The organism is Ktedonobacter sp. SOSP1-85 (assembly GCF_016587415.1).
Classification (GTDB): Bacteria; Chloroflexota; Ktedonobacteria; order Ktedonobacterales; family Ktedonobacteraceae; genus Ktedonobacter.
The window spans coordinates 1959822-1985623 of record NZ_BNJI01000001.1; the positions used below are offsets into that span (position 1 = coordinate 1959822).

General features: G+C 51.4%; 24 protein-coding genes. 12 read left to right on the forward strand and 12 right to left on the reverse strand.

The window, feature by feature from the left end; all coding sequences use genetic code 11:
• Positions 1-19 precede the first annotated feature (19 nt).
• From brxC to KTE_RS08315, 5 genes are all read right to left on the reverse strand, one after another.
• On the reverse strand, positions 20-3484 hold the full coding sequence (brxC, locus tag KTE_RS08295; protein ID WP_201380155.1) for a BREX system P-loop protein BrxC: 3465 nt from the start codon (positions 3482-3484) through the stop codon (positions 20-22).
• Positions 3485-3488: 4 nt separating this feature from the next.
• Positions 3489-4040, reverse strand: coding sequence for a hypothetical protein (locus KTE_RS08300; RefSeq protein WP_201380156.1), 552 nt, complete (start codon positions 4038-4040; stop codon positions 3489-3491).
• A 22-nt stretch (positions 4041-4062) separates the two neighbouring features.
• Positions 4063-4824: a hypothetical protein gene (locus tag KTE_RS08305; RefSeq protein WP_201380159.1), complete on the reverse strand. Its 762-nt coding sequence runs from the start codon at positions 4822-4824 to the stop codon at positions 4063-4065.
• Between the two features lie 232 nt (positions 4825-5056).
• On the reverse strand, positions 5057-5245 hold the full coding sequence (locus tag KTE_RS08310) for a hypothetical protein (protein ID WP_201380161.1): 189 nt from the start codon (positions 5243-5245) through the stop codon (positions 5057-5059).
• Between the two features lie 947 nt (positions 5246-6192).
• Positions 6193-6912: a DUF6166 domain-containing protein gene (locus KTE_RS08315; protein ID WP_201380162.1), complete on the reverse strand. Its 720-nt coding sequence runs from the start codon at positions 6910-6912 to the stop codon at positions 6193-6195.
• Between the two features lie 570 nt (positions 6913-7482).
• On the opposite strand from KTE_RS08315, the gene KTE_RS08320 reads away from it, so the two are divergent.
• From KTE_RS08320 to KTE_RS08350, 7 genes are all read left to right on the forward strand, one after another.
• Positions 7483-8544, forward strand: coding sequence for a ParM/StbA family protein (locus tag KTE_RS08320; RefSeq protein WP_201380164.1), 1062 nt, complete (start codon positions 7483-7485; stop codon positions 8542-8544).
• 10 nt (positions 8545-8554) lie between these two features.
• Entirely contained in the window at positions 8555-8872 is a 318-nt protein-coding gene (locus tag KTE_RS08325) for a hypothetical protein (protein ID WP_201380165.1), read from the forward strand.
• Between the two features lie 309 nt (positions 8873-9181).
• Complete coding sequence (locus KTE_RS08330; RefSeq protein ID WP_201380166.1) at positions 9182-9886, forward strand: hypothetical protein; 705 nt, start codon at positions 9182-9184, stop codon at positions 9884-9886.
• An 18-nt stretch (positions 9887-9904) separates the two neighbouring features.
• Positions 9905-11737 (forward strand): hypothetical protein, encoded by a 1833-nt coding sequence (locus KTE_RS08335; RefSeq protein ID WP_201380167.1) that lies wholly within the window; start codon positions 9905-9907, stop codon positions 11735-11737.
• A 62-nt stretch (positions 11738-11799) separates the two neighbouring features.
• The gene (locus tag KTE_RS08340; RefSeq protein WP_201380168.1) at positions 11800-12621 is read left to right on the forward strand and encodes a competence protein CoiA; all 822 of its coding nucleotides are present in this window, start codon (positions 11800-11802) and stop codon (positions 12619-12621) included.
• The gene (locus KTE_RS08345; RefSeq protein WP_201380169.1) at positions 12621-12815 is read left to right on the forward strand and encodes a hypothetical protein; all 195 of its coding nucleotides are present in this window, start codon (positions 12621-12623) and stop codon (positions 12813-12815) included. Before KTE_RS08340 ends, KTE_RS08345 begins: the two co-directional genes overlap by 1 nt.
• 94 nt (positions 12816-12909) lie before the next feature.
• Positions 12910-14487 carry a recombinase family protein gene (locus KTE_RS08350; RefSeq protein WP_201380170.1) on the forward strand — a complete coding sequence of 526 codons (1578 nt, stop codon included), beginning with the start codon at positions 12910-12912 and terminating at the stop codon, positions 14485-14487.
• A 211-nt stretch (positions 14488-14698) separates the two neighbouring features.
• Here the strand turns inward: KTE_RS08350 and KTE_RS08355 are convergent, their stop codons facing one another.
• Together KTE_RS08355 and KTE_RS08360 are read right to left on the reverse strand one after the other, a co-directional pair.
• Positions 14699-14998: a transposase gene (locus KTE_RS08355; RefSeq protein ID WP_201380172.1), complete on the reverse strand. Its 300-nt coding sequence runs from the start codon at positions 14996-14998 to the stop codon at positions 14699-14701.
• 103 nt (positions 14999-15101) lie between these two features.
• Complete coding sequence (locus tag KTE_RS08360) at positions 15102-15644, reverse strand: hypothetical protein (RefSeq protein WP_201380174.1); 543 nt, start codon at positions 15642-15644, stop codon at positions 15102-15104.
• Between the two features lie 280 nt (positions 15645-15924).
• Between KTE_RS08360 and KTE_RS08365 the strand changes: the two genes are divergently transcribed.
• The 4 genes from KTE_RS08365 (at position 15925) to KTE_RS08380 (ending at position 21528) form a co-directional block, all read left to right on the forward strand.
• Complete coding sequence (locus tag KTE_RS08365; protein ID WP_201380176.1) at positions 15925-16344, forward strand: hypothetical protein; 420 nt, start codon at positions 15925-15927, stop codon at positions 16342-16344.
• Positions 16345-16354: 10 nt separating this feature from the next.
• Positions 16355-18184 (forward strand): tetratricopeptide repeat protein, encoded by a 1830-nt coding sequence (locus KTE_RS08370; protein ID WP_201380178.1) that lies wholly within the window; start codon positions 16355-16357, stop codon positions 18182-18184.
• On the forward strand, positions 18165-18716 hold the full coding sequence (locus tag KTE_RS08375; protein WP_236600650.1) for a tetratricopeptide repeat protein: 552 nt from the start codon (positions 18165-18167) through the stop codon (positions 18714-18716). The genes KTE_RS08370 and KTE_RS08375 overlap by 20 nt, the downstream gene beginning before the upstream one ends.
• Positions 18717-18789: 73 nt before the next feature.
• The gene (locus KTE_RS08380) at positions 18790-21528 is read left to right on the forward strand and encodes a tetratricopeptide repeat protein (protein WP_201380180.1); all 2739 of its coding nucleotides are present in this window, start codon (positions 18790-18792) and stop codon (positions 21526-21528) included.
• Between the two features lie 53 nt (positions 21529-21581).
• Here the strand turns inward: KTE_RS08380 and KTE_RS08385 are convergent, their stop codons facing one another.
• The 5 genes from KTE_RS08385 to KTE_RS08405 form a co-directional block, all read right to left on the reverse strand.
• Entirely contained in the window at positions 21582-22241 is a 660-nt protein-coding gene (locus KTE_RS08385) for an NUDIX hydrolase (RefSeq protein ID WP_201380182.1), read from the reverse strand.
• A gap of 313 nt (positions 22242-22554) precedes the next feature.
• Positions 22555-23163 carry an IS630 family transposase gene (locus KTE_RS08390; protein ID WP_201380184.1) on the reverse strand — a complete coding sequence of 203 codons (609 nt, stop codon included), beginning with the start codon at positions 23161-23163 and terminating at the stop codon, positions 22555-22557.
• Positions 23142-23699, reverse strand: a complete 558-nt coding sequence (locus KTE_RS08395; RefSeq protein ID WP_201380186.1) for a helix-turn-helix domain-containing protein — start codon at positions 23697-23699, stop codon at positions 23142-23144. The genes KTE_RS08390 and KTE_RS08395 overlap by 22 nt, the downstream gene beginning before the upstream one ends.
• A gap of 92 nt (positions 23700-23791) precedes the next feature.
• Positions 23792-24541 carry a hypothetical protein gene (locus tag KTE_RS08400; RefSeq protein ID WP_201380188.1) on the reverse strand — a complete coding sequence of 250 codons (750 nt, stop codon included), beginning with the start codon at positions 24539-24541 and terminating at the stop codon, positions 23792-23794.
• A 343-nt stretch (positions 24542-24884) separates the two neighbouring features.
• Positions 24885-25349: a tetratricopeptide repeat protein gene (locus KTE_RS08405; RefSeq protein ID WP_201380190.1), complete on the reverse strand. Its 465-nt coding sequence runs from the start codon at positions 25347-25349 to the stop codon at positions 24885-24887.
• 170 nt (positions 25350-25519) lie between these two features.
• On the opposite strand from KTE_RS08405, the gene KTE_RS08410 reads away from it, so the two are divergent.
• Positions 25520-25696 (forward strand): hypothetical protein, encoded by a 177-nt coding sequence (locus KTE_RS08410; protein ID WP_201380192.1) that lies wholly within the window; start codon positions 25520-25522, stop codon positions 25694-25696.
• Positions 25697-25802 lie beyond the last annotated feature (106 nt).

Below are 25802 nucleotides of genomic sequence, written 5' to 3' on the forward strand. Positions count from 1 at the left end.
TTCGGTATCCTTCGCGTCGTTAGATAATAACCGGTTTTCCGGCTGAAATATGCATCATGATTTCGGTGCGGAGCGCTGCAAGGTAGGCATCTGCTTCATCGACTGACTTCAATGTAGCGTGAGTCACTGTGATGTGTTGCGCCTCTGGTATGTGCAATTTCGCCGTCTCTTCGCGCACCCTTTGCACGCGTCCTTTGGGAGCGTCTATCTTATATGCCCAGGTAGCTATCGATGTGGTGTCCAGTGTGGCGAGCAGCTCTTCATCAGTGCCAATTTTCAGCGTGGGCACAGAACCAAGCTCATGCTTCTGCAGCAGCCGTTGGCGCTCGGCCTCCGCCAGACTCTGCCACTCCTGAAACGTCTCCAGACTCCGTAACTCACGCTCCTGAGCCTCGATCAGCCGTTGGCGCGCATCCTGTACTGCGGTACGCAAGGCGGTTGTGACTTTCTGCAACAGGGGGGAAACCGGATCGGGATTATGTAACAAGGCGCGTGAACTCTTGATAGCGTTTATCTGCGGCTCAACTTCTGCCGCGACTGGCAGGCTGCTGGCATGAGCGAGCAAACGTTGTAACATCAACCACTGGGGCCAACGCCGAGTAATTTCCGCACTGGCTTGCGTCCAGGTCTTAGAACTGTTTAGCAAATCAGCGCGACCATTGTAGACAGCCACGAACAGCGCATTGCCACTCAATGCCTGCAACTGTTTAATCGCATCTGTGGTAGGCGGCTCAGGACGAGGGGCCTCTCCACCAGCGCTTGCAGCCAGCTCCATCAGATGTTTCAGCAGAACTGGGATGGCCTCGACCTCCTCGCCTGGCTTGATGGAGAAGCCAAGATTGGTCAGCAGGTTGCGCACACCAATGCGCTGCGAGGTGCTAATGGTCACCCCTTCGCTATAGAACTCTGTCAGGCCAATTTGTTGCGATATAATCTGTTTTAGTGGCACAGCCTGGCCGTCTTTCGCAGCGCGTACAAAGCCGCCGGCCACGAGGCTGAGTAACGCGCCATCGACTGCATCTCGTTGCCAACCATAGCCCACACCCTCAAAATATGTATGGATATCTCTGCCTTTTTTGCCAGCGCCGCCAATAAACGCGCGTATCTCCTGGCAGGCTGGATGTTTATCGATATCGCCATGATAGCCCACAACTGCGAGGGGATCGGTATTTCCCTCGCGGCAGTATCTGACGACGGTTCCCCAACTGGCGTGATCGATCAGAGAAAACTTGGGGAAGAGCCTCACCAGAGCATCCTCCACAGCTTTCTTCACCGAATCTTGCAAGCTGCCCAGGCTCACCTCGTTGCCGCCTCCCTGATAGACGTGAGCATTATTTACAATATTGGCAATCAGTGCATCGCGATCTCCCTGGTACGCCTGGCGTTTGGTTTCCATCGAACGTTTGGCCTCTTGCCCTTCGTTCGTGGTCGGTGCCGGGCGCGAAGCTATTGTCTCCTGTGCAGCAGCAGAGCTGGCGAGCGCATCTTTGAGCGCATCAGCCTCTTGCCTGGGCAGGAAGACAAAGACAATCGGACTGTCAGCACCGGCAGCTTGCGCATCTGCTCGCACCGTTTTTGCGGAGACCGACCATTCATCGCGAATCCATACCGGGACACGCTCAGTATTGGCGGCAGGAGCATCAGAAGTAAAATAGGCTTCGAGCTGACGGGGAGTCTTACTCACGCCCTGTGTGAGCCTGATGCCTTTCAGCGCTTTGTCAAGGCTGCTCTTAAATTGAGTAGTGCGATCATCAGCAATACGTGTATCATTGGACCAAATACGGATACGTCGTTGCTGATAATCTTGCTCCCATTCAGCTCCCTCGGGTGTCTGTAAACGATACTCCTCACCAACGCGCATGAGCTGACCAGAATCAACCAGACTTTGTAGCAGAGTTGGAATGCACTGGCGCAGTTTCGCATTGGCGTTCACATCCGCCACATCCCCGACCAGGAGATCGGCAAGTGTTTCCACATTTGCCCGCAGCCCTGTTGCAGCCACTCCTTCCGTTGGCAGCTTGCTAATCAAAAAAATGATTGCACTGAGCCGCGAACGTAGTTTTCCATCAGCGGTGCCATCATCCATCTGCTCAATTGCCGTAGCCACATCGCGCAGCAAGACGCTACTCTGGATCATCTCGGTTTTCAGTTGATTATAGATGACATCGCCCGCAACTACGGTGCCGAGAGGTTCATTTGCGATCTCTTTAATAGCGTCATGGACGATGCGCAACTGTGTGCGCAGTTGACCTGCCATGCCCATACTATCCACCGCCCGCAAAACGCTTTCCCAAAAGCGGCTCCTGGCTGGCAGCAGAGGATAATCTGGGATCAGGTGCTGTTTATCCGTTGGTCGCGGCCCAATCCTCGTACCAGCAAGATGGCGGTTAATCTCACCACTGGCCGCATCCAGGACCGTTTGCAGGGCAGGTACTTGTGTAGGTTGCTTGCGCAAAACAACCTCGCGTACTACGCGTTCAACGTCAGTATCAGTTAGTGACACACGTACCGTAAAGCGGCCTTGCAGTTTTTGTAACTGGGGTGTCGCCACAATTGCAGCCTGCCCGGTAGCAATGAACAACAAGCGGTTGCCGAAGCGCGAAGAACAGGTCTCTACAACGAGCTGCACTTGTTCAGCCCGCCGCGAATCGTCTCCAATAAATTGCTGCAATTCGTCAAAGATCAGCAACGTACACGGTAATTTGCCTGGCGTTGTTGATTGCAACTCAAGCACGTCGCGCATTGTGCTCAGAAGTTCATCATCGGAGATATCTTCCTTGTTGGGATATTGCGCTTTGAGCAAGCTACGAGCTTCAGCCGCGCTATTGGCAAAGGCGGGATAGACCTCAAGCAAACTTTCTGCCAGAATATTGGATACATACATATTACGCAGTTCTCTGGAAAAATTGCTGCCTTTGTTCGCAACACCAGCCTTCACATCTGCATAGTAGCCCTGCTGAATCAGCCAGATTACGAAACGTGCGGGAGCATACTGCTCTGGGAGATCTGCGCTGCGAAACAGAATGCCCAGCAAGGCCAGGCGCACGCTTTTTCCTGCGCCAGCTCCCAATGTACCTGCCGCTGACCATAAACCGCCTTCACGCCGCCCAGCAATCGTCAGCTCTTTCAAAAGATCGGCGATCTCATCTGGCAATTTGGCCAGACCCCGTGCGTGCGCGCCATCAGGAAACGTTGTATCACGCCAGAGGTATTCAAGCACACGCACAAAGTGCGATTTGCCGCTGCCATAAAAACCACTCACCCAGATCGCGGGCTGTTTTGTCTCGTGAATACTTGCGAGATAGGTGGAGAGAATAAGCTGCAAGCCACGCTGATATTCACCTTCGCATACAAAGTGCGAAAGTTCGTAGTGCAAGACATTCCACTCTTCAATCGTAGATGGGTTAATTACTTGCGCTACACCATTATTGGGTATGATATGTGTGGTGGGATTTTCGAGAAAAATATCGCGATTCTTTAGCATAAATTCACTTTCCCTCTACAGCAGTTATGGGTACGGCCAAATAATTCCAGCCATCACGAGCATCCAAAAGACGGTAACTAGGACCGTTATGTTGACCAGGAAAAAAGACCAGCATTCTCCCGCGTATGGATGGAGTAACCGTCTCAAAAAGAGCCGAGGCAGATGTTAAACCGAAGAGCGAGGCCAGGCCAGAGATAGCCACTACGGTATCTGTACCAACATCAGGCCCACTGAGCGTGGCGACAATCTGCTGAGAAACGAACGCCGCGAAATCCTGCAAAGCGAGTTCCATATCTTCTGGTTCTTCAAAGTAAGCCTCGCGATATTCATGTTCTGCCATCCATTGTGCAAAAAGGTTGGTTAAATCAAGATGCACCCATGAATGTTTGGCATCCTTCGTCGCCCGCTCAAATTCTGGGATGCGCAGACGTAAACGACGTTCCTGTGCCGGATCATAGATGGCAAACCAGACTTTTTCGGGTCCAGCCAGTGTCCGCTCCCAGGGAAGCTGCACGAAGCGTTCGTAGGCATTGACCAATCCTTCGATCTCGTTCACGAACTGCCTGCCTTTCCTTCTCTCATTTTCTCAACAGATGGCGAAAACCAACCTCGGTCACATTCCCCATATGCCGATACTCGATCCAACCACGTTGCGAAGCAACAATGGCGTGTTCGTGCAAAATATGCATAGGAGTATCCAATAATCGGCACCAGATTGTCTGAAATAATGCTTCTCCGCGCGCGCCAGAAAAATGGCCAAGCAGCAGAGCATACGTCACAGAGGCAGGATGGCAGTGCGTCTGCACCCGTACTTTTTTAAGCTTGCCGCTTAAGAAGCCAGCTTGTTGCCAGGAAGAGATCGCATTGCGTCCAATACTCGCCAGAGTTGTGGAGTTGTAACGCTGAGGGAAACAGGCATCTACCACCTCGGCCAGCATCTCCGGCTCAATAGACTCGCCTATGGGGAGTGCGAGGATTTTTTCAGCCGTGCCTCTTAAAATAGCGTCTCTGGCCACGGCGCTCAGCAGAGCCAGTAAGGGTTGTGCCTCTACATCTTCATCCCACAGATCCCTGAGAGAGCGAAAAAGCACAATAGTGGTATCCAAGGCATACAAGACGCGCAACTTCAGAAAAGAAGCCCGGCGCGTCGCCACCGTTCTCTTTAAGAGAACGTTTTCCTCAATAATCGCGGCCTGGTACTCATTCAAACTGGCACCCTGCTGACACGCCGCAAGTAGGAGGCGAAGCTCTGCAAGCATCATGGTACGGCCACCATGTACGCTGACAGACTCGTTGATAAAGCCAAACTCATCTGCCGATGCGGGAATGTGTAATGACATCCGTGTTCCTAACTGAAGAATTGTTGGAAATAATTAATATGAACAGTTTTCTACCGGAGCCCGTTCCCATGGTCAGAACATAGCTCGCCCTCTGCTGGGCAACGCGAATAGCCTCCGACTGGTGCTCGTGCAGGCGCAGAACCGATCCAACCGTATTAAATGCGGTTTTCCCTTTGCGAAAGATACGTGCGCACTCTCGGCACAATACGTCATTGGATACAAATTCGTCGATTTACTCATCAGGCTCAAAAAGAGGATTGAGCTGGATCAACGGTTCGGGCCAGAGTGCCCCTTCCCGCAATTTCCCTTCCACAGAAGACTGTATATCCTGGTCACGTATCTGAATAAAGCTATTGATATAAGAGGCGTAGTCCTGAATAAGCTGGTCGCGAAACTCAAACATAGTTTGTGTGGGCATCATTGCCAAATGCTTTCTACGTGCATATCACGAGAAATAAAACCCAAACCACGAAAGCCATTGTTAAAACACATAATCAAAAATATGTATACAACTCTTTTTATTGTAGAGATCTAATGGTTTTTTGTCAATAAAGCAATTAAAGGTTTTAAGATCTATAAAAATTTATCAAACGATAAAAACTTCTCACCTATTTAGCCATTTAACGTGAAACAACCCGAGTTTTTAGGCTCTATGTGCCTGACTACCTCAGTATATCTTGGGAATGGGCCAGTAACCACACGCTGAAGCTCAGGAAGGGCAGCCTGCCTCGAAGATACTCTGCGGAGCATCGTTGTTGAGCCTGTCGAGTGCCACCGCATAAAGCGGCCCGACAACGGTGAAGGGGAATGAGGCTCCTTCTCTCCGCTGAAGTGAGGCGAGAATACGAGGTGACCTCGTATTCCTCGACAAGCCAGGCGACACTTTGCTATGCGAAGCTCTTCAGTGCCTGGAGCCTTAGGTACATCTACTGCAGAAACGATTCTCGCCATTGCTCAGCAGCATGGTTATAAGCATTCCGTGAATACACCTGAACAATATCAACGATTACAACGATTACAGGCTACTGAACTCATTCTAAACGTGGCCAATTTTATGGAGAAATGCTCTTATCCAGCGATTATAGTTAGCTGGGATGGGCTATACATCTGGTACCAGACACCATTCGCTCCACAAGTTCATCATCGATGAGTCCCAAGGTACAAGCAGCAATGAATTGACTGGGACCATCTAGGACGAGGCATTTCCAGCACTGCTATTGCGAGCAATATAAACTGCTCACAAACAGTGTTGGGAAAGCTGGAAAGATGGGGGCAGTGTCATGACCAGGAGAACTAACCTCTATTTTTACCACTTCTCTTGAAAGTCGCCAACAGAATATAACATATTTCTTACATTATAATATGCTATCATCCGTAAATGTCCTTCAATAAAGCTGCCCTGGTTACTCCCTCTTCTTCAAGAGAATAAAACCACTTCCTAATCTGGGTAGAGGCAATTTGCCAGTAATCATCCATTTCACGATAGAGTGAGCGAGGAAGCTTTACAATGAATTCTTCTTTGAAAAGCCCTCCAAATAAGAGGGCGTTTAGTTTAGAGGAACTCCCAAACTCACTTTCAGGATAGGTTTCTCCCAAATAGTCTGCAAGGATAGCTTCCGCTAATCTTGATGGACCACCACCAGAATATCCCCATTCGAACACGATTTCTTTTTCCGGATTTCGTTTTTCAGAGCCAAAATATTTCAAAGGACGTCCATTCACAGTTACATAGGTGCCCTTTGACGAATACTTTCCTTCTCTTCTATAGACTCTGCGTCCACAATACAGTTTAAAATCTTCTTTGGGCGGAAGCATTTGCTCAAGCTCGGATACTGTGGCTGGCGAAACAGGTTTTTCCTGCTTTTTCTCCGCTGATAGCGGCTGACGCTCTCGCTGAAAGTCTTCTTCCTTTAAGCCTAAAATATCTATGAGTCCCCGTTGGCTCTCATAATTTGGAAATTTATCTTTTTTTTCCCAGCGCAAAACGGTGCGTGCCGCGACACCAAGTTTTTCTGCGAGGGTTTCTTGCGACCAATTCCTTTTTTTCCTAGCTAGCCTAATCTTTTGACCTATTAACTCTTCTGGCATGATGTTTTCCTCGAAACATAGAGAGCCTGCCTAATTTAAGGAACAAAGGTTTTGCTGTAAAACGATTGTTATCATTGTACAAAACTATAAAGACCTGTACAAGTCCAGATTTCCAGCTTCTCTCAATACTGACATTTTTTACGCATTTGAAAAATGACACTGACATGTCATGGTTCAGCCTAAAAGGTGGCATTAAACTAGACAGCAAAGGTCACTCACCTACAACTTAATCATTGCTGTCCGAACGACCTGACTCATTCTAGAGGACAGGGGGAGTAGGGAAAGATCATGAAATCTGTTCAAAAGATTGTAAGACCGATAAAGGCAGTAGAAGAAAACCGATCCCTGACATCTGAGATCACCCGCTTACTCAACCTCCTAGTGCGTTTTGAAATGCGTCATCAGGCGCAACATGATCAGCAGACAAAGGCAAGACGTCATCGTAGGGAGAACCACTTTTTAACTAGACTTTACAGTGCGGTACTGTACGGCACTTTATCTCATCACATCTACTATTATCGTTGCAGGTATGGAACAGTGCCGTACCTGTAACCAGGCAGGAGGAAAAGATTGCGCAACATCTATCCCGTCGGTTTTGATCCAGGCAATAGCGAAACCTCTCTTGTTACCTTTCTACCAAACGGAGAACAGAGGATATTGACAATACCAAGCTATGCGGGAAGAGGCTCATCTACTGATTTGAAGCGGTTCCGCACCATGCACATGGCTCAGTCTGACATATTCCAATCGGGAGAATATGTTTTAAATTGCCCAGAAATCGATGTATCAGAGTACTTTGTTGGCTCTCTAGCATTAAGTCAGAGTCAGATTTCCACCTCGGCTCGCGGAGATATCAACCGATACTGGAGCACACTCATGCTGCTCTTACTCCTAACGGTACTAGGAGCGGCAATTCCCGATGCTGAATTCGAAGTATCACTGGTCATGGGAGTACCCATTGAAACGTATAGCGAGCAGAATCGGCTCAAGGTGCGCAAAGCGCTAGAGGGGGAGCATCACTTTACGCTCAATGGCCGAGAGCGATCAGCTGTTGTCCAGGTGGCAAAAGTCATTATGGAAGGTGCAGGAGCTATGATCGCTGCTGGAGACGACCGTATGTTACGACAAGCAGCCATCGATATAGGAGGCCGGACTACTGATTTATATACTGCTGATGGACAAATACCCTTAATACCTTTGTGTAAGGGTTCAGCGCTTGGTGTTGAACTCGTTGGTGACATACTAAACCGCAGGTTCCAAGAACGCTTCGGCCGAACTCTGACCATCCAGGAAACGCGAGGGATTCTGAGAGCCGCCGTTGGGAACATCCCCTATCCGCTTATCTATACAAATGGTCAGGAGGTAAGTTCCATCGATATCCACCATCTGGTTGATGACGCTTTAAGAAGCGTAGGGCGTGACATCACGACCTTTTTGAGTCAGACCTGGGCCAACGGAGAACTTGGCGCAGTTGGTACCGATTTAGCGAAAGTACTCCTAGTAGGTGGAGGTGCCTACTACTTCTACCGGGACATCGCACGCATTATTCCGCATGTGATGGTTCCACAGCAACCAGAGTTGGCAAATGCACTGGGCTATGCTGAACTCGCTCGGCATTTACAGTCACGTTAGGAGGAGCAGAATGCCCCGCAATCCAGAAAAGAATGTCTATGTCACGATTGCCTTTGCACGTACCTCCCCAACGTTGAAGTACCTTCAGCGAGAAGCAAAGGACATGAGCATTTCGGTTGCGGACTTGATTAAAGTTCTCCTGGCTGACCGTACAGCAGCACTGAAAGGACAGGACAAACAGCTGTGGCTCCCTCGCAAGGAAATGACGACACAATCGTTACCCAGTCTTCCTCATGAGAAGACAGAAATCGTCCCTCAGACGGTAACTACTGATGCACCAAGGCGAGCAGCCTCGGCTGCATCAGCAGCGAATTATTGGGATGATTAACCACACATACGAAGACCATTTTAGCGCGAACATAGCGCCACTGGTGAAGTAAGAGGTGGGATACAGATCGGGTTATCCGTGTATCCCAACACTTGACCTGCCTCTTGCCCTACCAGTGGGGCTGATCGCGGATGAGGCATCTCAGAAGGGAGCTGGCTCGGGAGCATTCTATCAAGGTTCGTTGGATAACCGAGCAGACGCAAGGTTTTTCGACATGACTAACCAGAAAATGTAAAAATGTTTTACCTTGCTCTCTCGCGTCTGGTGATCGGGCCACAGTGCGGGAAGAGACAAAGAATAAGGAGGAATATGACTGAACAACATATGCGTCCAGATGCAGGTGTCCGCTACACTGAGGAGGAACGCCGTTGTCTCCGCTGGACCGCCGAACAGGGAGGCGCGCAATTTGAGCAAGTGCAACGTCTTCTGGCACGTCTGAGTCCCAACCCAGAGAAGCTTGCTAATCCGATGATGCTCTCAGTGCAACGCACGCGGAAAAAGAAAGATCGCTGGAAGGATGGTGGCCTTATTGCCTATAAAATCTTTGAGGCAAATAAAAAAGGCTGGTTGTGGCTGACACGCCAGGGTCTGGAATTTGTCGGTCTGGGTGACTTGCGCTATTACGAGCCTAAACTCGAATCACTTCGTCACCTTTACTATGTCAATCAGGCTCGGCTTTATATTGAACAGCAACGACCAGAGGATGTATGGAAATCAGAACGCCTGATTCGTTATGAGCAACCAGCATTTTCGGCTGGAAAGAAGGTTCCCCATGTCCCTGATGCATTGCTCCAAAAACCCAACGGGGAAACCATTGCAATTGAGGTTGAGCTTACTTTGAAAAAGCGCGAACGGATCCTGGCAATATTGAAGGAATCAACTCATACATACCATCGAACCTGGTACTTTGTCGCCCGCCCTGCGTGGACAACCGTTGAAGCAGCTCTAGCGCAATTGCCAGAACACCAGCGCAAACGCGTGCAAATACTTTCAGTTGAAGAAAAATTGCAATAATGAGGGAGGAACATATACATGAAATCATCTCAGGTGCAGCGCCAGGGAGGCATCGATCCATCCATATTGCTTCTCCTGGCACTCGGAGGCTTTCTCGTTTTCCCCTGTGTTTTTGCCGCGTTCCTGGCTCGCCGGCTTCCGCGCAAAATGGCTGGGCAGCGTCTACTCTGGCTGAGCCTGGCTGCCCTCGGTGCTTTGAGCGCAGGCGGGTTTCTCCTCCTGGCTCATCCTTGGAGCGCAGTGCAGGAGCAACTTCTCACGTTGTCTCGCGAAATCATTCACGAGGCAAAGGCGACGACCTGGAATGTCTCCCGGCTATGGAGAGATATCTGGCCATTCTGGGGAGAAAGTCTCCCCTTTGCGCCGCTCGCTGCCTGTCTCTCACACCTGCTAGCACCACAGAGCGCTCGCGAACGCCTGCTCGCTGCCGAAGCTGAACGCACCCAGGCGCTGGCCGCAACCAGCAAACGTGCGCATCGACGAGCCAAGCGAGGAGATATACCAGATCAGATTGAGCAGCACATTGTCATCGGTCTGGCCATTGGAGCAGGCTTGCCCAGTTGGGTGAAAAAGCACTTCGCCATCTTTCCCATCAACGAACTGGGCCAGCATGGCGTGGTTATTGGGAACAGCGGGAGTGGCAAAAGTACCTTCCTGTTGCGCTTGGCTGTGCTCATTGCACGCATCCTTCGCTGGCAGGTGATTATGATCGACGGCAAAGGAGACGAAGATGCTGGATCTGACTTTGTGGCAGCCATGAAGCACGCAGGCATTCAGCGCGTCAAATTGTTTCCTGTTGAACCATATAACGGCTGGGTTGGGACATCGAAAGCGATCTTGAGCCGTTTACTGGCAGTCGAAGAGTTTAGTGATACGCACTATCGCGCCATCGCAGAAAACCTCTTGCGCCTGGCGCTGACGGCACCAGGAAAGCCGGTGAAAACTAGTGCAGAACTCCTGGCCCGTTTAAATCTCACAAATGAATACCTCCTGGGTCTCTATGCTGGGCATGCCGAAGAAGCAACCTATCTGGAATACCTTGGGAAGAAAGATCCGTTGGGCGTCTATAACCGCTATGCAGCTTTACTCAGCACTCTAGATGGACAACTCGATGGCACCTGGTCCTATGACGACGTTGACGCTGCCTACATTTCCCTGGATGGTCTCGCGCTTTCTGGAATTGTTTCTGGCCTGGCTCGTTACTTTGTCGAAGATTTTGCCAATTATGCAGGCCAACGCAAGCCAAAAGAGCGCCGCGTGCTCTTCATCTTTGACGATTTAGGTGCGGTTGATGCCAACCTGACCAATATGTTTGAACGGGTGCGCGCTCGCGGAGTCAGCGTCTTTGTATCAGGCCAGAGCGATCGCAGCATCGCCTACCGGGGATTGCTCCACAATGCCGAGCGTATTCTGGACTCCGCTACGACGATTATCCTGCACGCGTGCAGCCATCCACACGAGATTCTTGCTCGCGCAGGGACAAATATCATTGCCGAAGAGTCATCGCAGGTCTCTGGAGAGGAAGAAACTGGGCAAGGCTCTCTCCGTTTAAAAGAAGTCCTCAACGTCCATCCCAACGACGTGATGCAATTGCCCGTAGGTGAAGCCTATATGATCGCGCATGGAAAAGCGCAACGGGTACGTGTCGTTCCCATTGCGCTAAATCCGCAAGCTCAAGTGAGCTATTCAGCTTTATCCGGTTCATCCCATTCAGTTCCTCTCGCGACAAACCATGCATCAAGTCTTATACCTATGACCGGTCCTCATGAAGAGAGTATAGCTACTCCAATGAGATCAAAAGGATCATCGAATGTGGTCAAAGATGAGCAAGACGATGATCTCTTGCAGTAACACGATGAGTGTCTATCTGGTTGGTTCTCACTCAACCAGCCAGGGAAAGGAGTAAAAAGGACATGTTAAGCGCAGTCAATGAGCCAGGCGAAACGGTGATGGCCTGGGAAGCCACCAGAGAAGATGGCCCCTTTTTCTGTCCAGAATGTGATGAGGAAGTGATTCTCAAAAAAGGTTCCATCGTTCTTCCTCACTTTGCCCATTACCCGGAGGCGTCCTGCTCGTATGGAACTGGCGAGAGTGAGCAACATCGCCGAGCAAAATATGAGATCTACGAGGCTCTGCGTGTTCATCCATCCGTCAGTCATCTCGAAGTGGAGCGCTATCTGACGGAGGTTCGCCCTGATGTCAGTTTCCTCTGGCAGAGGAGATTGAGGGTGGCCATTGAGATGCAAATCAGTGCCATCTCCCCAGCTGAGATTGCACACCGAACACGCTGTTATGCCGCAAAAAACATCTGGGTGTTGTGGACAACTCCTTATCACAACAATATTAGCGGCTTGACGCCCTATAATACGCGGGTTTGGGAACGTTACCTGCACGCGCTTTACTTTGGCACAGTGTACTACTGGCTAGGTGGCATACAGTTGCTTCCGGTCCACTTTGAATCCTACATCCAGGATAGCACACTGGAGCAGTACTATGACAAAGACGAAAAGAAGGAAAAGCTGCGGTTAAAGCACATCTATTCTCCTGTGCTCCGCAATCTGGATCTGGGTAAAAAGGTGGCCATTACAGACTTACAACCCGTCAAACGCAAAGCAGTGCATTTGGGTAAGCTCGACTTACCTGACGCACAACTCTGGAGCATTCAGGGCAGTCAAGGCAAGCACCCGAAGGACGTATTGCCCACACCGAAGAGAAAAACAGAAGGAGGGCATTAATGCTCACAACAAAGCAACCAGTTGACGAGATGCCACTGGACGCCATCGCATTTTGTGACCTGTTAGCTCGCATTCTCTATCGTTGTCTCAAAGACCAGGAGGCACGAATGCTTCTTTTTCCTCGCGATTCCGAACATCCTCTGACTCTTTTACCACAAGAAGAGTATCAGGTTATGTACGAAAAAGCCTTGTAGCTGGGCCTTCAAACACTGTCCTACTGACAACAGATAGTACTGACGAGCGTGTCACATTGTTAAAAATGAGTTCTGAGAAGAACAGGAGAAAAAGATGTCCCCACAGCGTGTACCAATACCAATCAAAGGGATTGTCGCCGGCTATGTGCGCCGTTCCAGTGAGATGCAAAGCGACAACTATAGTCGCGATGCCCAGATGCGCGGAATCACGCAGCAATGTCAGTCACTTGGCCTGCCATCGCCGACCATCTATGAAGACGATGAACTAAGCGCCAGAGGTGAGCAGATTGCTCACCGTCCCGCCTTCAAAAAGTTACTCGAAGACGTTGAGGCCGGGCGTGTGCAAATCGTGATTGTTCACTCCCTCGACCGCTGGTCGCGCAATGTAATGGTCACGCTCCAGAGCTTTCGTATCCTCGCAGAACACCAAACCGCGTTCCTTTCCTTATCCGAACATATTGACTATTCCACTCCTGAAGGGCGACTGCAATTAACGATTCTGGCCGCCTTTGCCGCCTACTTTTCGGATATGCTGGCAAAGCATACGAGCAAAGGGAAAGGGGAACGAGCTGCTCAGGGCTTGCCAAATGGAGACATTCCCTTTGGATACAGCTGGACTGGTCCGAAGTCGCCTCCAGAACATGACCCTGAAGAGTTTCCCGGCCTGCGCATGATTGGTGAGCTTCGGATGCAGGGGAAAACAGCGGAATACATTGCTGATGCTGTCAACGCGGCAGGCTATCGTACTGGTAGTAAACGTTTCGGTGCCCGGCTCTTTACGATTGATACGATCAACGCGATGATGCGCTGCGAGTTCTATGCTGGATTTGCTCCTGGTGACTCGAGGGGAACCATCGTCTATAAAGGACAGCGGTTTCCTGGTCAACACCTCGCCGCTTTTACCTTTGAAGAGTGGCAACGTATTCGCACTGGGACCCGCGTCAACTATAAAGCTCCTCATCGTAGCGAACAGGCTCAGCGGATATACGAGTTTTCAGGTTATATCATCTGCGTGCATTGCGGCTTGAACTTGCGTTGCAGAGGAGCCAGCACCAATGTCAATTACGGCTATTACAAAGACATGGCAAAAGCTCGTCAGCTCCCATGCCTGGCTGGAGGGTATCTTCAGGTTCGTACTGATCTGGTCGCTCAACAGTTCGGCGTCTTGCTACAGAGTTTGCGTCTTCCTCTCTACTGGCGAGATATGGTACGCGAAAAAATACTGGAGACGGCGAAAAAGGCTGGTTTGGATACTGCATCCATCGAGCGGGAAAAAGAGCGCTTGAAGCTCAAACGAGGCCGTATCTTGAAACAGCACCGCGAGGGATACATTGACGATGAAGAGTTCGGAGGAGAAATAGCAGCAATAGACCTTACCTTGCGGAGTCTGGAAGCGCCAGAAGTAAACGGCATACGTCTGGAGGATGTAATCGTCGCAGGAGAGCGGCTTCCTGGCATGGCCGCCTTATGGAGCGTAGCAACGCCAGAAGAACGGCGCGAAATGGTGGCGCTTCTACTAGAACCAGGTGGTCTCCATTATAATGTAGAGAATAAAGAGATTGCAGCCCTTGTTCCACGTTCCACCTTTCTGCCTACCTTGCGGTTATTAGAAGGCATTATCGCATATGAAGAGACTACAGGGATGCTCATTACATCTCATTGGCAGTTGTAACGCAAGACATTTCATTCCTTGGCAACAAAAGAGAAACATCTATAAAAGTGTTAATAACGAACTACAATTGGCTCTTCCAACTTTTGGATACTGCTGTAAGCTCCTCTACGTCTCATAATAAAGCTGTTGAAAGGCAGAAGAGCGTGTGGAAACACCCCACGGGATGCGCAACGAGTTTTATCTCAGACGTGATTTGGCGTGAGGGCTTTCTTCACAATTCTCCCACCTTCATAACGCAGAGGGAGTTTCGATCTCTTGGCGAGCAAAAAGCCAGAGCATTGAACGGGCTTGAGAAGACCTCCCGGCAGAAAAATGGCATCTCGTTGCGCAACCCGTGGGAAACAGGAACCTCTCCTTCTCGCCAAGCGACAACACGAACCAAATTGATAGCGGCAGCAATACCAATATGCTGCAAATGGGTTTTGTTAACGCCAATGTAGCGAGAGCGATGCAGATCGAAGACACGAACGCCCTGTGAAATGATGCCCTCAATGGCTTGCTGATTGAGCATGCTTTGGATCTCCTGGTTGTGGGTGAGAACGATCGCACATCGTACCAATTGAAGAGCCTATTTCTTGATCGAGGCGGAGAGGACAAAGATGGGGTGATGTGCATTACAGAATTGCCGTTTTGAAATAAATGAGGACCAGGTGGGCCCACCAGACAGGAACACTGTCGTGAGGAAGAGCAAGCGTGCCATATCCTAACTCCCGTGCCAGTTGGAGATAAGAAGAGGCATGTGTTTGCAGGAGTCCTTCGATGTGCTGACGCATTATTTCATGCGCGATAGGTCTACGGGGAAGGGAAAGCCCCAAACAAGGGCCAAGCATATCTTTCATTCCTGAATCGACAGGGAAAATACCACAATGATAGCCCTTTGCATAGAGGATGGCACATTGCGCAACTTTATATCCCGCTCCTTTCACATTGGCCGCGAAATGTTTAATGAGCACATCATTCTTGCTCGCATGCAAAGCCTCCAACGTGAGTTCGGATTGCTGAAGGAAAGATTGAACTGATCGGAAATAGGTGCATCTGTCGCGAGCAAGGCCGATTGAAGTAACGACTTGCTTAATTTCTTCATCCGGCAGGACACACAATTGATCGTATCCAAGTTCGTTGGCTTTTTCTACAACTCCGCGATACGTTGAAATCATATGGTCAGATGGTTCCTGTATGGCACCGTTCTCATCTCTTGGGAAGTCATTCCATAAAAACATTGAATTTAAGACGTTCATAAGATAATATAATGTGAAATAAGCCAATCCCCAAAAGTGTTCGTTTGTTTCCTCCTCCAGATCTTTCCAGCATGCTTAGGAGTGCAGATCATCAGGTGATGTGCAAGCACTTAACCTTCAGAGCTAGAGAGATTGAGGAAGCGGAGACAACGAGAGCTGCTTTGAACAGCTTATAGAAACTACGAAGGATGAGACAAATATGGAACCCATAACCACAACGGCGATTCTGGCAGCAGTTGCCTCTGGTGCGATTGGAGCCTTGAGTGGAGGCGTCACCGAGCTTGGGAAAAAGGCACTCGTCGACAGCTATACGGCCCTGACGGCCCTGCTCAAGAAAAAGTTTGGCGAAAAAGGGGAGGTGGCCGAGGCCGTGGAGCGGCTGGAGAAGAAGCCTGACTCAGAGGCCAGAAAGGGAGAGGTCAAGGAGATGCTCGCTGAAGTAAAGGCCGATGAGGACCCCGAGATCCGCCAGGCTGCCCAGGCTGTACTCGATCAGCTGAAGACGTTGCCTGGAGGAGAGCAGCACATTCAGCAGGCCATCGGCAGCTATATTGCCCAGGCCGACCGGCAGAGCAGCGCCTCAGTGACGATTCACGATTCGCGAGACAAGGACAAGTAGAGAGCAGAAGATGGTAGAGCCACAAAAAGAGCCTCCTGTGGGGGAACAGACAGCACGGGGCAACTATATCGCGCAGGCAAACAATAACAGCACTGCATCGGTCAATGTCTATGAAGATGTGCGGCCTCGCCCGGTGAAGCAGGCTGTGCTTGCTGCTGCACGTGAGCAGTTGGCCCAGCTCCCACTGGAGATGCCTCCTGTATCCACGAGCCCCCCTCTTGCTGAGCGCTCTCACCTACCAATCTTCAAACCCAATCCCTTCTTTGTTGGTCGTGCATCCGATTTGCAGGCCATTGCGCAGGCCTTGAAAGATGAGGAATGCACAGCAGTCGTGGTCAGTGGCATGGGCGGCATCGGCAAGACCCAGTTGGCCAGCGAAGTCATCTTTCGCTATGGTGGCTACTTTGCTGGTGGCGTTTTCTGGCTCAATTTCACTGATGCCGCTGGCATTCCCAGCGAGATCGCCGCCTGTCGCACTGCTTTGCAGGAGGAGCTGCGCCTGGATCTGCATGCCCTGCCCCTGGAGGAACAGGTCACGCACATCCTTGCCGCCTGGCAGAGCGATCTGCCACGCCTGCTGGTCTTCGACAACTGCGCGGAGGAGGCGCTGCTCGCCATCTGGCGCCCACCTCTGGGCGGCTGCCGCATCCTGGTGACCAGCCGACGAGGCACCTGGGCTCGCGACCTGCATGTGCATCAGCATCCCCTCAGCGATCTGAAGCGTGAAGAAAGCATCGAATTGCTGGGCAAGTATCGACCCGATCTCACTACTGAGGAGTGCAACGCCATTGCCGAAGCCGTTGGAGACCTCCCCCTGGCCCTGCACCTGGCAGGCAACTACCTGGAAGCATATCGTGAGAGCAGGTTGGGAAGTGTCAGCGCCTATCTCAAAGCCTTGAGCAATACCCAGCCACTCCAGCACCCCTCTCTCCAAGCCGAGGGCAACACCTATACCACGCGCCACATTCAGGATGTGGCACGCACCTTTGCCCTCAGCTACGAACGCCTCGACGCCAATGATTCGGTTGATGCCCTCGCTCTCAGTCTGTTAGCTCATGCAGCTCATTTCGCGCCTGGGGTTGCCATCCCTCGTGAACTACTGCGGGCAACGGTTGGGCCAGAAGAGGACGACGTGCTGGAGGATCGCAGTGTCCGAGCCTTCAGGCGCCTGGCAGGGTTAGGGGTACTCGAAACATCACTGGGTGCCGGAGAAGTGAGCTACCGCCTGCACCGTTTACTCGCAAGCTTCATTCGCCTTCACTCCGAGAGCAGCGCACCAGAGGTACAAGCCACCGTCGAGAGGGTGGTCCAAGACAAAGCAAGACTCCTGAATAGTACAGGCCTTCCAACTCTTTTACAGCCCCTTGATCCCCATCTGCGCTTCGTCACCAATCAGGCTTTGTCGCGGGAGGATGCGATGGCTGCTGCGCTTTGCAACACCTTGGGCTCTCACCTGTATGAGATCGGCGCCTATACGGACGCAGTCTCCTACCTGGAACGAGGGCTTGCAATCAGGAAGCAAGTGCTAAGTGAAGAGCATCCCGATACTGTTACCAGCTACAATAATCTAGCTGAGCTTTATCGAACCCAAGGCCGCTTCCAGGAAGCTGAGCCTCTCTACCGGCAAGCTCTCTCCATTGCTGAGTACGTCTGGGGCCAGGAGCATCCCGATACCGCTTTCAGCTACAACAATCTGGCTTTGCTGTACCACAACCAAGGTCGTTACGAGTTGGCTGAGCCTCTCTACCGGCAAGCTCTCTCCATTAACAAACGCGCCTTGGGTCAAAGAGAATCCTTATACCGCTTCCAGCTACAACAATCTGGCTGGACTCTATCATGACCAACGCCACTTCCAGGAGGCTGAGCCTCTCTACCAACAAGCCCTCTCCATTCGCGAGCACATTTTGGGTCAGGAGCATCCCGATACCGCTGCCAGCTACAACAATCTGGCTTTGCTATACCACAACCAAGGTCGTTACGAGCTGGCTGAGCCCCTCTACCGGCAAGCTCTCTCCATTAACAAACGCGCCTTGGGTCAAGAACATCCCGCTACCGCTCTCAGCTACAACAATCTGGCTGGACTCTATCATGACCAAGGCCGCTTCCAGGAGGCTGAGCCTCTCTACCAACAAGCCCTCTCCATTGCTGAGCGCGTCTTAGGTCAGGACCATCTCAATACCGCTGCCAGCTACAACAATTTGGCTGGGCTCTACGACACCCAAGGCCGCTTCCAGGAGGCTGAGCCCCTCTACCGGCAAGCTCTCGTTATCTGCCAGCGAGTACTTGGCGAAAAGCATCCAAGGACGCGCACGATCAAGAAAAACTATGATGCACTTCGTCGGCAGATGAAAGGGAACGAACCATCCTCTTGAAAAGAGCTGATGACACAGCACGCCTTGGTGACCATTCATGATCCATGAGAGAAAGAGACGTAGGGAGTGAGCCATGACTGAGCCACGAGAAGAGCCACCTGTGGGGGAACAGACGGCGCTAGGAAGCTATATCGCGCAGGCGAACAATAACAGCACCGCCTCGGTCAATGTCTATGAAGATGTGCGGCCTCGCCAGGTGGAACAGGCGGTGCTTGCTGCCGCCCGTGAGCAGTTGGCCCAGCTCCCACTGGAAACGCCTCCTGCATCCACGAGACCCCCTGTCGCTGGGTGCTCTCGCCTACCAGTCTTCGAGAGCAACCCCTTCTTCGTGGGTCGCCAGGCTGATCTACAGGACATTGTGCAGGCCTTGAAGAGCAAGGAACGAGCGACCATTGTGGTCAGTGGCATGGGTGGCATCGGCAAGACCCAGTTAGCCAGCGAATTTATTTTTCGCTATGGTGGCTACTTTGCTGGAGGCGTCTTCTGGCTCAACTTCGCTGATGCCGCTGGCATCCCCAGCGAGATCGCCGCCTGTCGCACTGCTTTGCGGGAGGAGCTGCGCCTGGACCTGCATACCCTGCCTCTGGAAGAGCAGGTCAGGCACATCCTTGCTGCCTGGCAGAGCGATCTGCCACGCCTGCTGGTCTTCGACAACTGCGAGGAGGAGGCGCTGCTCGCCATCTGGCGCCCACCTCTGGGCGGTTGCCGCATCCTGGTGACCAGCCGAAGAGGCACCTGGGCTCGTGATCTGCATGTGCAGCAGCATCCCCTCAGTGACCTGAAGCGTGCAGAGAGTATCGAGTTGCTGGGAAAATATAGGCCTGACCTGACCATGGAGGAGTGCAACGCCATTGCCGAAACCATTGGAGACTTGCCCCTGGCCCTGCACCTAGCTGGCAACTATCTGGAAGCATATCATGAGAGCCGCCTGGGAAGTGCCAGCGCCTATCTCAAAGCCTTGAGCACCACACAGCCACTTCAGCATCCCTCTCTGCAAGCAGAAGGCAACACCTACACCACCCGCCACATTCAGCATGTGGCGCGTACCTTTGCCCTCAGCTATGAACGCCTCGATGCCAATGATCCAGTTGATGCCCTCGCCATCAACCTGCTAGCTCATTCAGCCTACTTCGCGCCTGGGGTCGCTATTCCGCGCGAACTGTTGCGTGCAACTGTTGGGCCAGAAGAGGACGACGTACTGGAGGATCGCAGTGTGCGTGCCTTCAAGCGCCTGGCAGGATTGGGGCTGCTCGAAACATCACAGAGTACCTGGGAGGTGAGTTACCGCCTGCATCGCTTACTAGCAAGCTTCATTCGCCTTCACCCCGAGAGCAACGCACCAGAGATGCAAGCCACCATCGAAAGAGTGGTCCAAGCCAAAGCAAACTTGTTGAATAACACAGGCCTGCCAACTCTCTTGCAGGCCCTTGAGCCCCATCTGCGCTTCGTCACCAATCTGGCTTTGTCACGCGAGGATACCATGGCTGCTCTGCTTTGCAACTCCTTGGGTGTTCACATACGTGACATCGGCGCCTATACGGAAGCCGTCTCCTACTTGGAACGAGCGCTTGTAATAAGGAAGCAAGTGCAAGGGGAAGAACATCCCGATACCGCTCTCAGCTACAACAATCTGGCTAGTATCTATCGCGACCAAGGCCGTTACCAGGAGGCTGAGCACCTCTTTCAGCAAGCCCTCTCCATTGCTGAGCGTATCTTGGGCCAGGAGCACCCTGATACAGCTTCCAACTACAACAATCTGGCTAGTATCTATCGCGACCAAGGCCGTTACCAGGAGGCTGAGCACCTCTTTCAGCAAGCCCTCAGCATTCGCGAGCACACCTTGGGCCAGGAGCATCCTCTTATCGCTTCCAGCTACAACAATCTGGCTGGGCTTTATCAAGCCCAAGGTCGCTTTCAGGAGGCCGAACCCCTCTTCCTGCAAGCCCTCTCCATTCGAGAACGAATCTGGCGTCAGGAGCATCCCGACACCGCTCAGAGCTACAACAATCTGGCTTTGCTGTACCATGACCAAGGCCGCTTCCAAGAGGCTGAGCCCCTCTTCCTGCAAGCCCTCTCCATTCGCGAGCGCATCTTGGGTCAGAATCATCCCGATATCGCTACCAGCTGCAACAATCTGGCTGGGCTCTACAAAGCCCAAGGCCGTTACCAGGAGGCCGAACCTCTCTTTCAGCAAGCCCTCAGCATTCGCGAGCACATCTTGGGCCAGGAGCATCCTCTTACCGCTTCCAGCTACAACAATCTGGCTGGGCTCTACAAAGCCCAAAGCCGCTTTCAGGAGGCCGAACCTCTCTTCCTGCAAGCCCTCAGCATTCGCAAGCGCGTCTTGGGCCAGGAGCATCCTCTTACCGCTTCCAACTACAACAACCTGGCTGAGCTGTACGACAACCAAGGTCGTTACGAGCTGGCTAGGCCCCTCTTCCTGCAAGCCCTCAACATTCGCAAGCGCGTCTTGGGTCTGGACCATCCTCTTACCGCTAACAGCTACAACAATCTAGCTGTACTCTACCAAACCCAAGGCCACTTCCAGGAGGCTGAGCCCTTCTTCCTGCAAGCCCTCTCCATTTGCGAGCGTATCTTGGGTCAGGAGCATCCCCATACCGCTGCCAGCTACAACAATCTGGCTGAGCTGTATCGAACCCAAGGCCGCTTCCAGGAGGCCGAACCCCTCTTCCTACAAGCCCTCGCTATCTGCCAGCGAGTACTTGGCGAGGAGCATCCAACGACGCGTAGGATCAAGAAAAACTATGATGTGCTTCGTCGGCAGATGCAAGGAGAAAAATCATCCTCTTGAGAACAGCGGATGACACAGCATACTTCATTTCTGGAAATCAGGCTATACATAGTTCAGTGTCTAGCATGGCCATTCGATGACGAAGGCACATCAATGTATGATCTCTCAGGTCTCGCGGCAAAGGTCTGCATATGATGCGGACAGAGAGCAATCCCTTCGTAACGCCAATAGGCTGTATTGGGACATCCTACGCCGGTATCCTTTTTGATCTCGCACTGACAAACATCTACTGCCTGCATTCCTAGAGCATGGTGATAGGATGATGTAAACATCTGCCGAAGAGCCATGCGAAGCAATCTGATATGGTTAAAAGCGAGATAGGGAAGAGACTGCAAATCGTCTACTGAAAACCACTGGACATGAGAAGCATCATCTCCAGCCTCAATAAGGGCTTCTGCGTCTAACGGTTTGGAAAGCACATAGAGCAAACAGACATATTTTCCTCGGGGATCTTCAAAGTCCTCAAAAGTATGCACTTGCTGGAACATGTCCAGCGGAATCGCAAGCCCGGTCTCCTCCTGTGCTTCTCGCTGAGCCGCGGCTTCCAATGAGGCGTCTTCAGAGGTAAGATGCCCACCAGGAAGCGCCCATAGTCCCTGATAAGGCTCCTTTTTCCTTTGAATCAGCACGACCTCCCAGCCAGAGCCAGAGGGGGCTAAACGGGGGATCACGATATCGACAGTGACCAGGACACCGGTTGCATTCTTTGTCATAGGGTATCTTACTCTTTTAGGCGAGGTATCAAGACCACTCTCCGCTACCATTAATCAAGAGCTTCTTTGTCTACCTGAATATATATTTCGTAAAGCAGGTTTTTTAACTCCTGCACCTTTGGATGGGTACGTGTAAGTTTCCCTTCGAGCGTCCTCAGAAGTTTGCGCACTCTATTCATCTGATATGACGAACGATAGCGATATGCCTTAAGGAGGCCTGCGCATGCAAGCTCAATTCCCGTTGTGACATCGCCAGCATCACAATATGCTTGCACTCTGCTTATCTCTAAAAGTGCGTACTGCCCTGTCTAGCTCAGCTTGTCACAGGATATAGTCGCTTGAGTTTGATCCGCGCATCAGCCGTTCGGAATTGCCAGTTGACCGTGCCCACCTGCTGGTTGCGATGGTCTTGCCAGCTTTGCACCTGCCAACACAATTCCTCAATGGTGGCAATATTGTGGGCCAGGCCCTGCCGTGCCAATACACTGAGTTCAATCTCGGCAATATTGAGCCAACTGGCGTGCTTGGGGGTGTAATGGATCTCCAGCCGATCTACGAGGGCCTTGGCCTGTTCTGGTGGAAACACTTCATAAAACGAGGCTGGAGTGTGCGTATTCAGATTGTCCATCACGACCACCACCTTTGAGGCTTCAGGGTAGTGTCCTTCCAGCACCTCCCGCATGAACAGCGCCCAGTCTTTCTTCGTGCGATGTTCTGTCACTTTCAGGGAGCGCTTGCCTACCAGTGGCTCATAGGCAATGAAGAGATTGGCACTGCCTTCTTTCTCATAGCTGTAATCTTCGCGGGCGACCTGGCCGGGTTTGGCCGGCTCAGGCGGATACTTGTCCTTGACAAGATTCTTGCCCATCTCGTCCATACAAATCCTGGGGGGCTGCTGGATCATAGGGTTGGCAATACACATCGAGGACATCCTCCATGTGATAAACAAAGTTCCCATCCGCTTCCTTTGGGAAGCACCAGGATTTTTTGAGCCAGGGCTTTAGCTCGTTTTTTGAGTGTGGTTCGCACCGTCTCCGGGCTGATGTGCTCCGCACACTCCAGTTGGACCATCCGACCAGCCAGGAGTCGCACTGTCCAGCGTTGCCGTCCATCGGGAGCCTTGCTACAGGCTAATGCGATTAACTGCGCCTCTCCCTTGCCATCCAGACAGCGACGTTCGGGGCGTTCGCGTGGGAAGCTTCCCGCGAGAGCTACCGCCAGGCTTCCTTGGACAAACCGCTGCTTGATGCTGATTACCGTGCGACGACTGATGGAGAGGGTCTCAGCAATCTGTCCATCGGTGTGACTGGGCTCTCCGTGACTCTGATCACTCATCAGAAGAACACGGGCAACCAGATAGTGCTTGGCTGGAGTCTTGCTCATCTGCGTCATCGTTTCCAGAAAATTTCGTTGCTCCGTGATCAATTTCACAGGATAGCGATAGTGAGAAACGCTCATATTTGGACTCCTTTAGTTGAGCATGTTTGCACTCGATAGAAGGAGATGCTTCTCTTTTTCTCTGAGAAGGCACTCTCTTCTGGGAAAGATGGTTACTCCTCTTCGTCATCCGACTCCTCTTCGTCATCTCTCCCATCCTGCTCAAGCCTGCGATACATCATCCGATGGTGGTCATCGGCGTCTTCTATCTCAAATCGATAGGAGCCCCATCCTCTCGTATCGAGAGAAATACGTTTGCATTGTGGCAAAATGCCTTTGACAAAAATATTCCATGTTGCAGAAGCATGAATGGTAATCTCTTCTAACTGTGGACACGCGTTGAAGACAAAGGTGTCAGGCCATTGTTCAACAGCATCCTCATCGAGAAAGTATTGGAATACCTTGAGTTGAGCAGCAGGGCCAATGGTCAGGGTGTCAGTCGAGATCCGGCAATCCAGAAACCCCACTTCCTTCAATTGGCGGCCATCTCTCTTACTCAAACCATTCCCGATTGTAACGGTTTGCGGACCTCGATAGTCTGATCCCCAGAGCCTGAGTATTTCAAGCGTGGGATGAGCAAAGACGGATTGGTTAAAAGTAATCCGTTTGATATCAAGGGTCTGCAAATGAGGACAATGGGTCGCAAAATCGACGTGCTCTAGATCCGCAATCTCCTTGGAGAAGGCATGAGGGTGAAGGATACATGTGTGAAGGAGAGGCCCATGCTCCTTCATAAAACGGATGACCCGTTTGAAATCGTCGCTCTCTACATTATAACAATAAAGCTCTAAGGTGCCTGCTTCAATGTTTCGGATATCGTCTAGCAGGGAAATATTTTCTTGGGTAATATTCCAGCGAACCATCGTTTTTCACGCTCCGGTAATTTCGTCAATCATTCAGCCAATCTGTCTTAGTATATGTTGTCGTCTCTCGCAAATAGAGCGAAGGGCGGCTTCACTAGCCTTTCTGGGGGAGGCGAGACAAAGCAGAAGTGTTTTCACTTAGCCTGTGACTATCTCACCTAGTCAGAGCAGTACCACCGGGGAGTTGCAGCGTCAACGGTCGCCAGGGATGCCTCTGTAAGCTCCAGATAGGGTAGAGCGTTCAATGGCTTGCCTAAATCACGATTAATCTTCCCGCGGATCTCGTACACCTCAAATGGTACAAACTCTTTCTGCGAGATATCCTTCCCTTCGCCAGAAAAAGCTAAAAGGTCTGTGCCTCGGATATGGTGCGCTCGAAGGCGGCTTCCTGCCCCGTTTCTCCATAGGCGTACGCAAGTAACTGAAGAATATGACCCCGCGCCGTGTTCGATAGACGAGGCGCTTTCTCTTTTGCACGCTCCATATGGCTCAACGCTTGCGACTGATTTTTCTGCCTCCTCAAGACCTCGCCAATCAAACAGAGGTATGTCATGGCATGATCCTCATCGTGAATCTCTTCAACGAACCGGTGGGCCTGCATGTAGTGGTACAAGGCAGTATTATTTTGCAGCGCATCTAAACAAACACTCCCCGATAAACCGCGGGCACGAATAGCTAACTCTTTTGCGCGTAGGGTTTGACCTGGCGCTGCAGGTGCATAGGCGATCTTTTCTATCTCTGGCAATAACATGATGATCGAGCGCGAAGCAGCATTGGGGCGAGAGGCAAACCAGGCATCCCAGGCCAAATTGATGCTCAGTTCAGCATGATCAAACGTTTCTGTGAGGCGAGCACCATATATGTTATGGCCCATTCATACTCAAGGGCCAAGTAGACGTTTTTTAAAAATACATGTATTATTTTCCATGGATGCATTTTCCTATTTTCCTATTTCAAAGAATGAAAGGATAATTTCTCATGAAAATTGCCTCCATTGTAGTTGCAGCTGTTGGAATTCTTGCTGTCATAGTCGGCATTGTTCTGAAAGTGACCGGACAGGCTCATGGTCTCACAACCCTGGGAGTCGGCGTTGTGCTCTTAATCCTCGGCCTGATTGGCGCTTTTGTTCTCAAACCCAAACCCCAGAATCCCTAACTACCTCTCGGCTTGCAATGAAGCCTTCCCCACTACTCGCAAGACGCAGGAGGAAGGCTTTTCTGTTAGGCTGTGCAGAGATACTTGTAGTCAGGTACCCCATGCC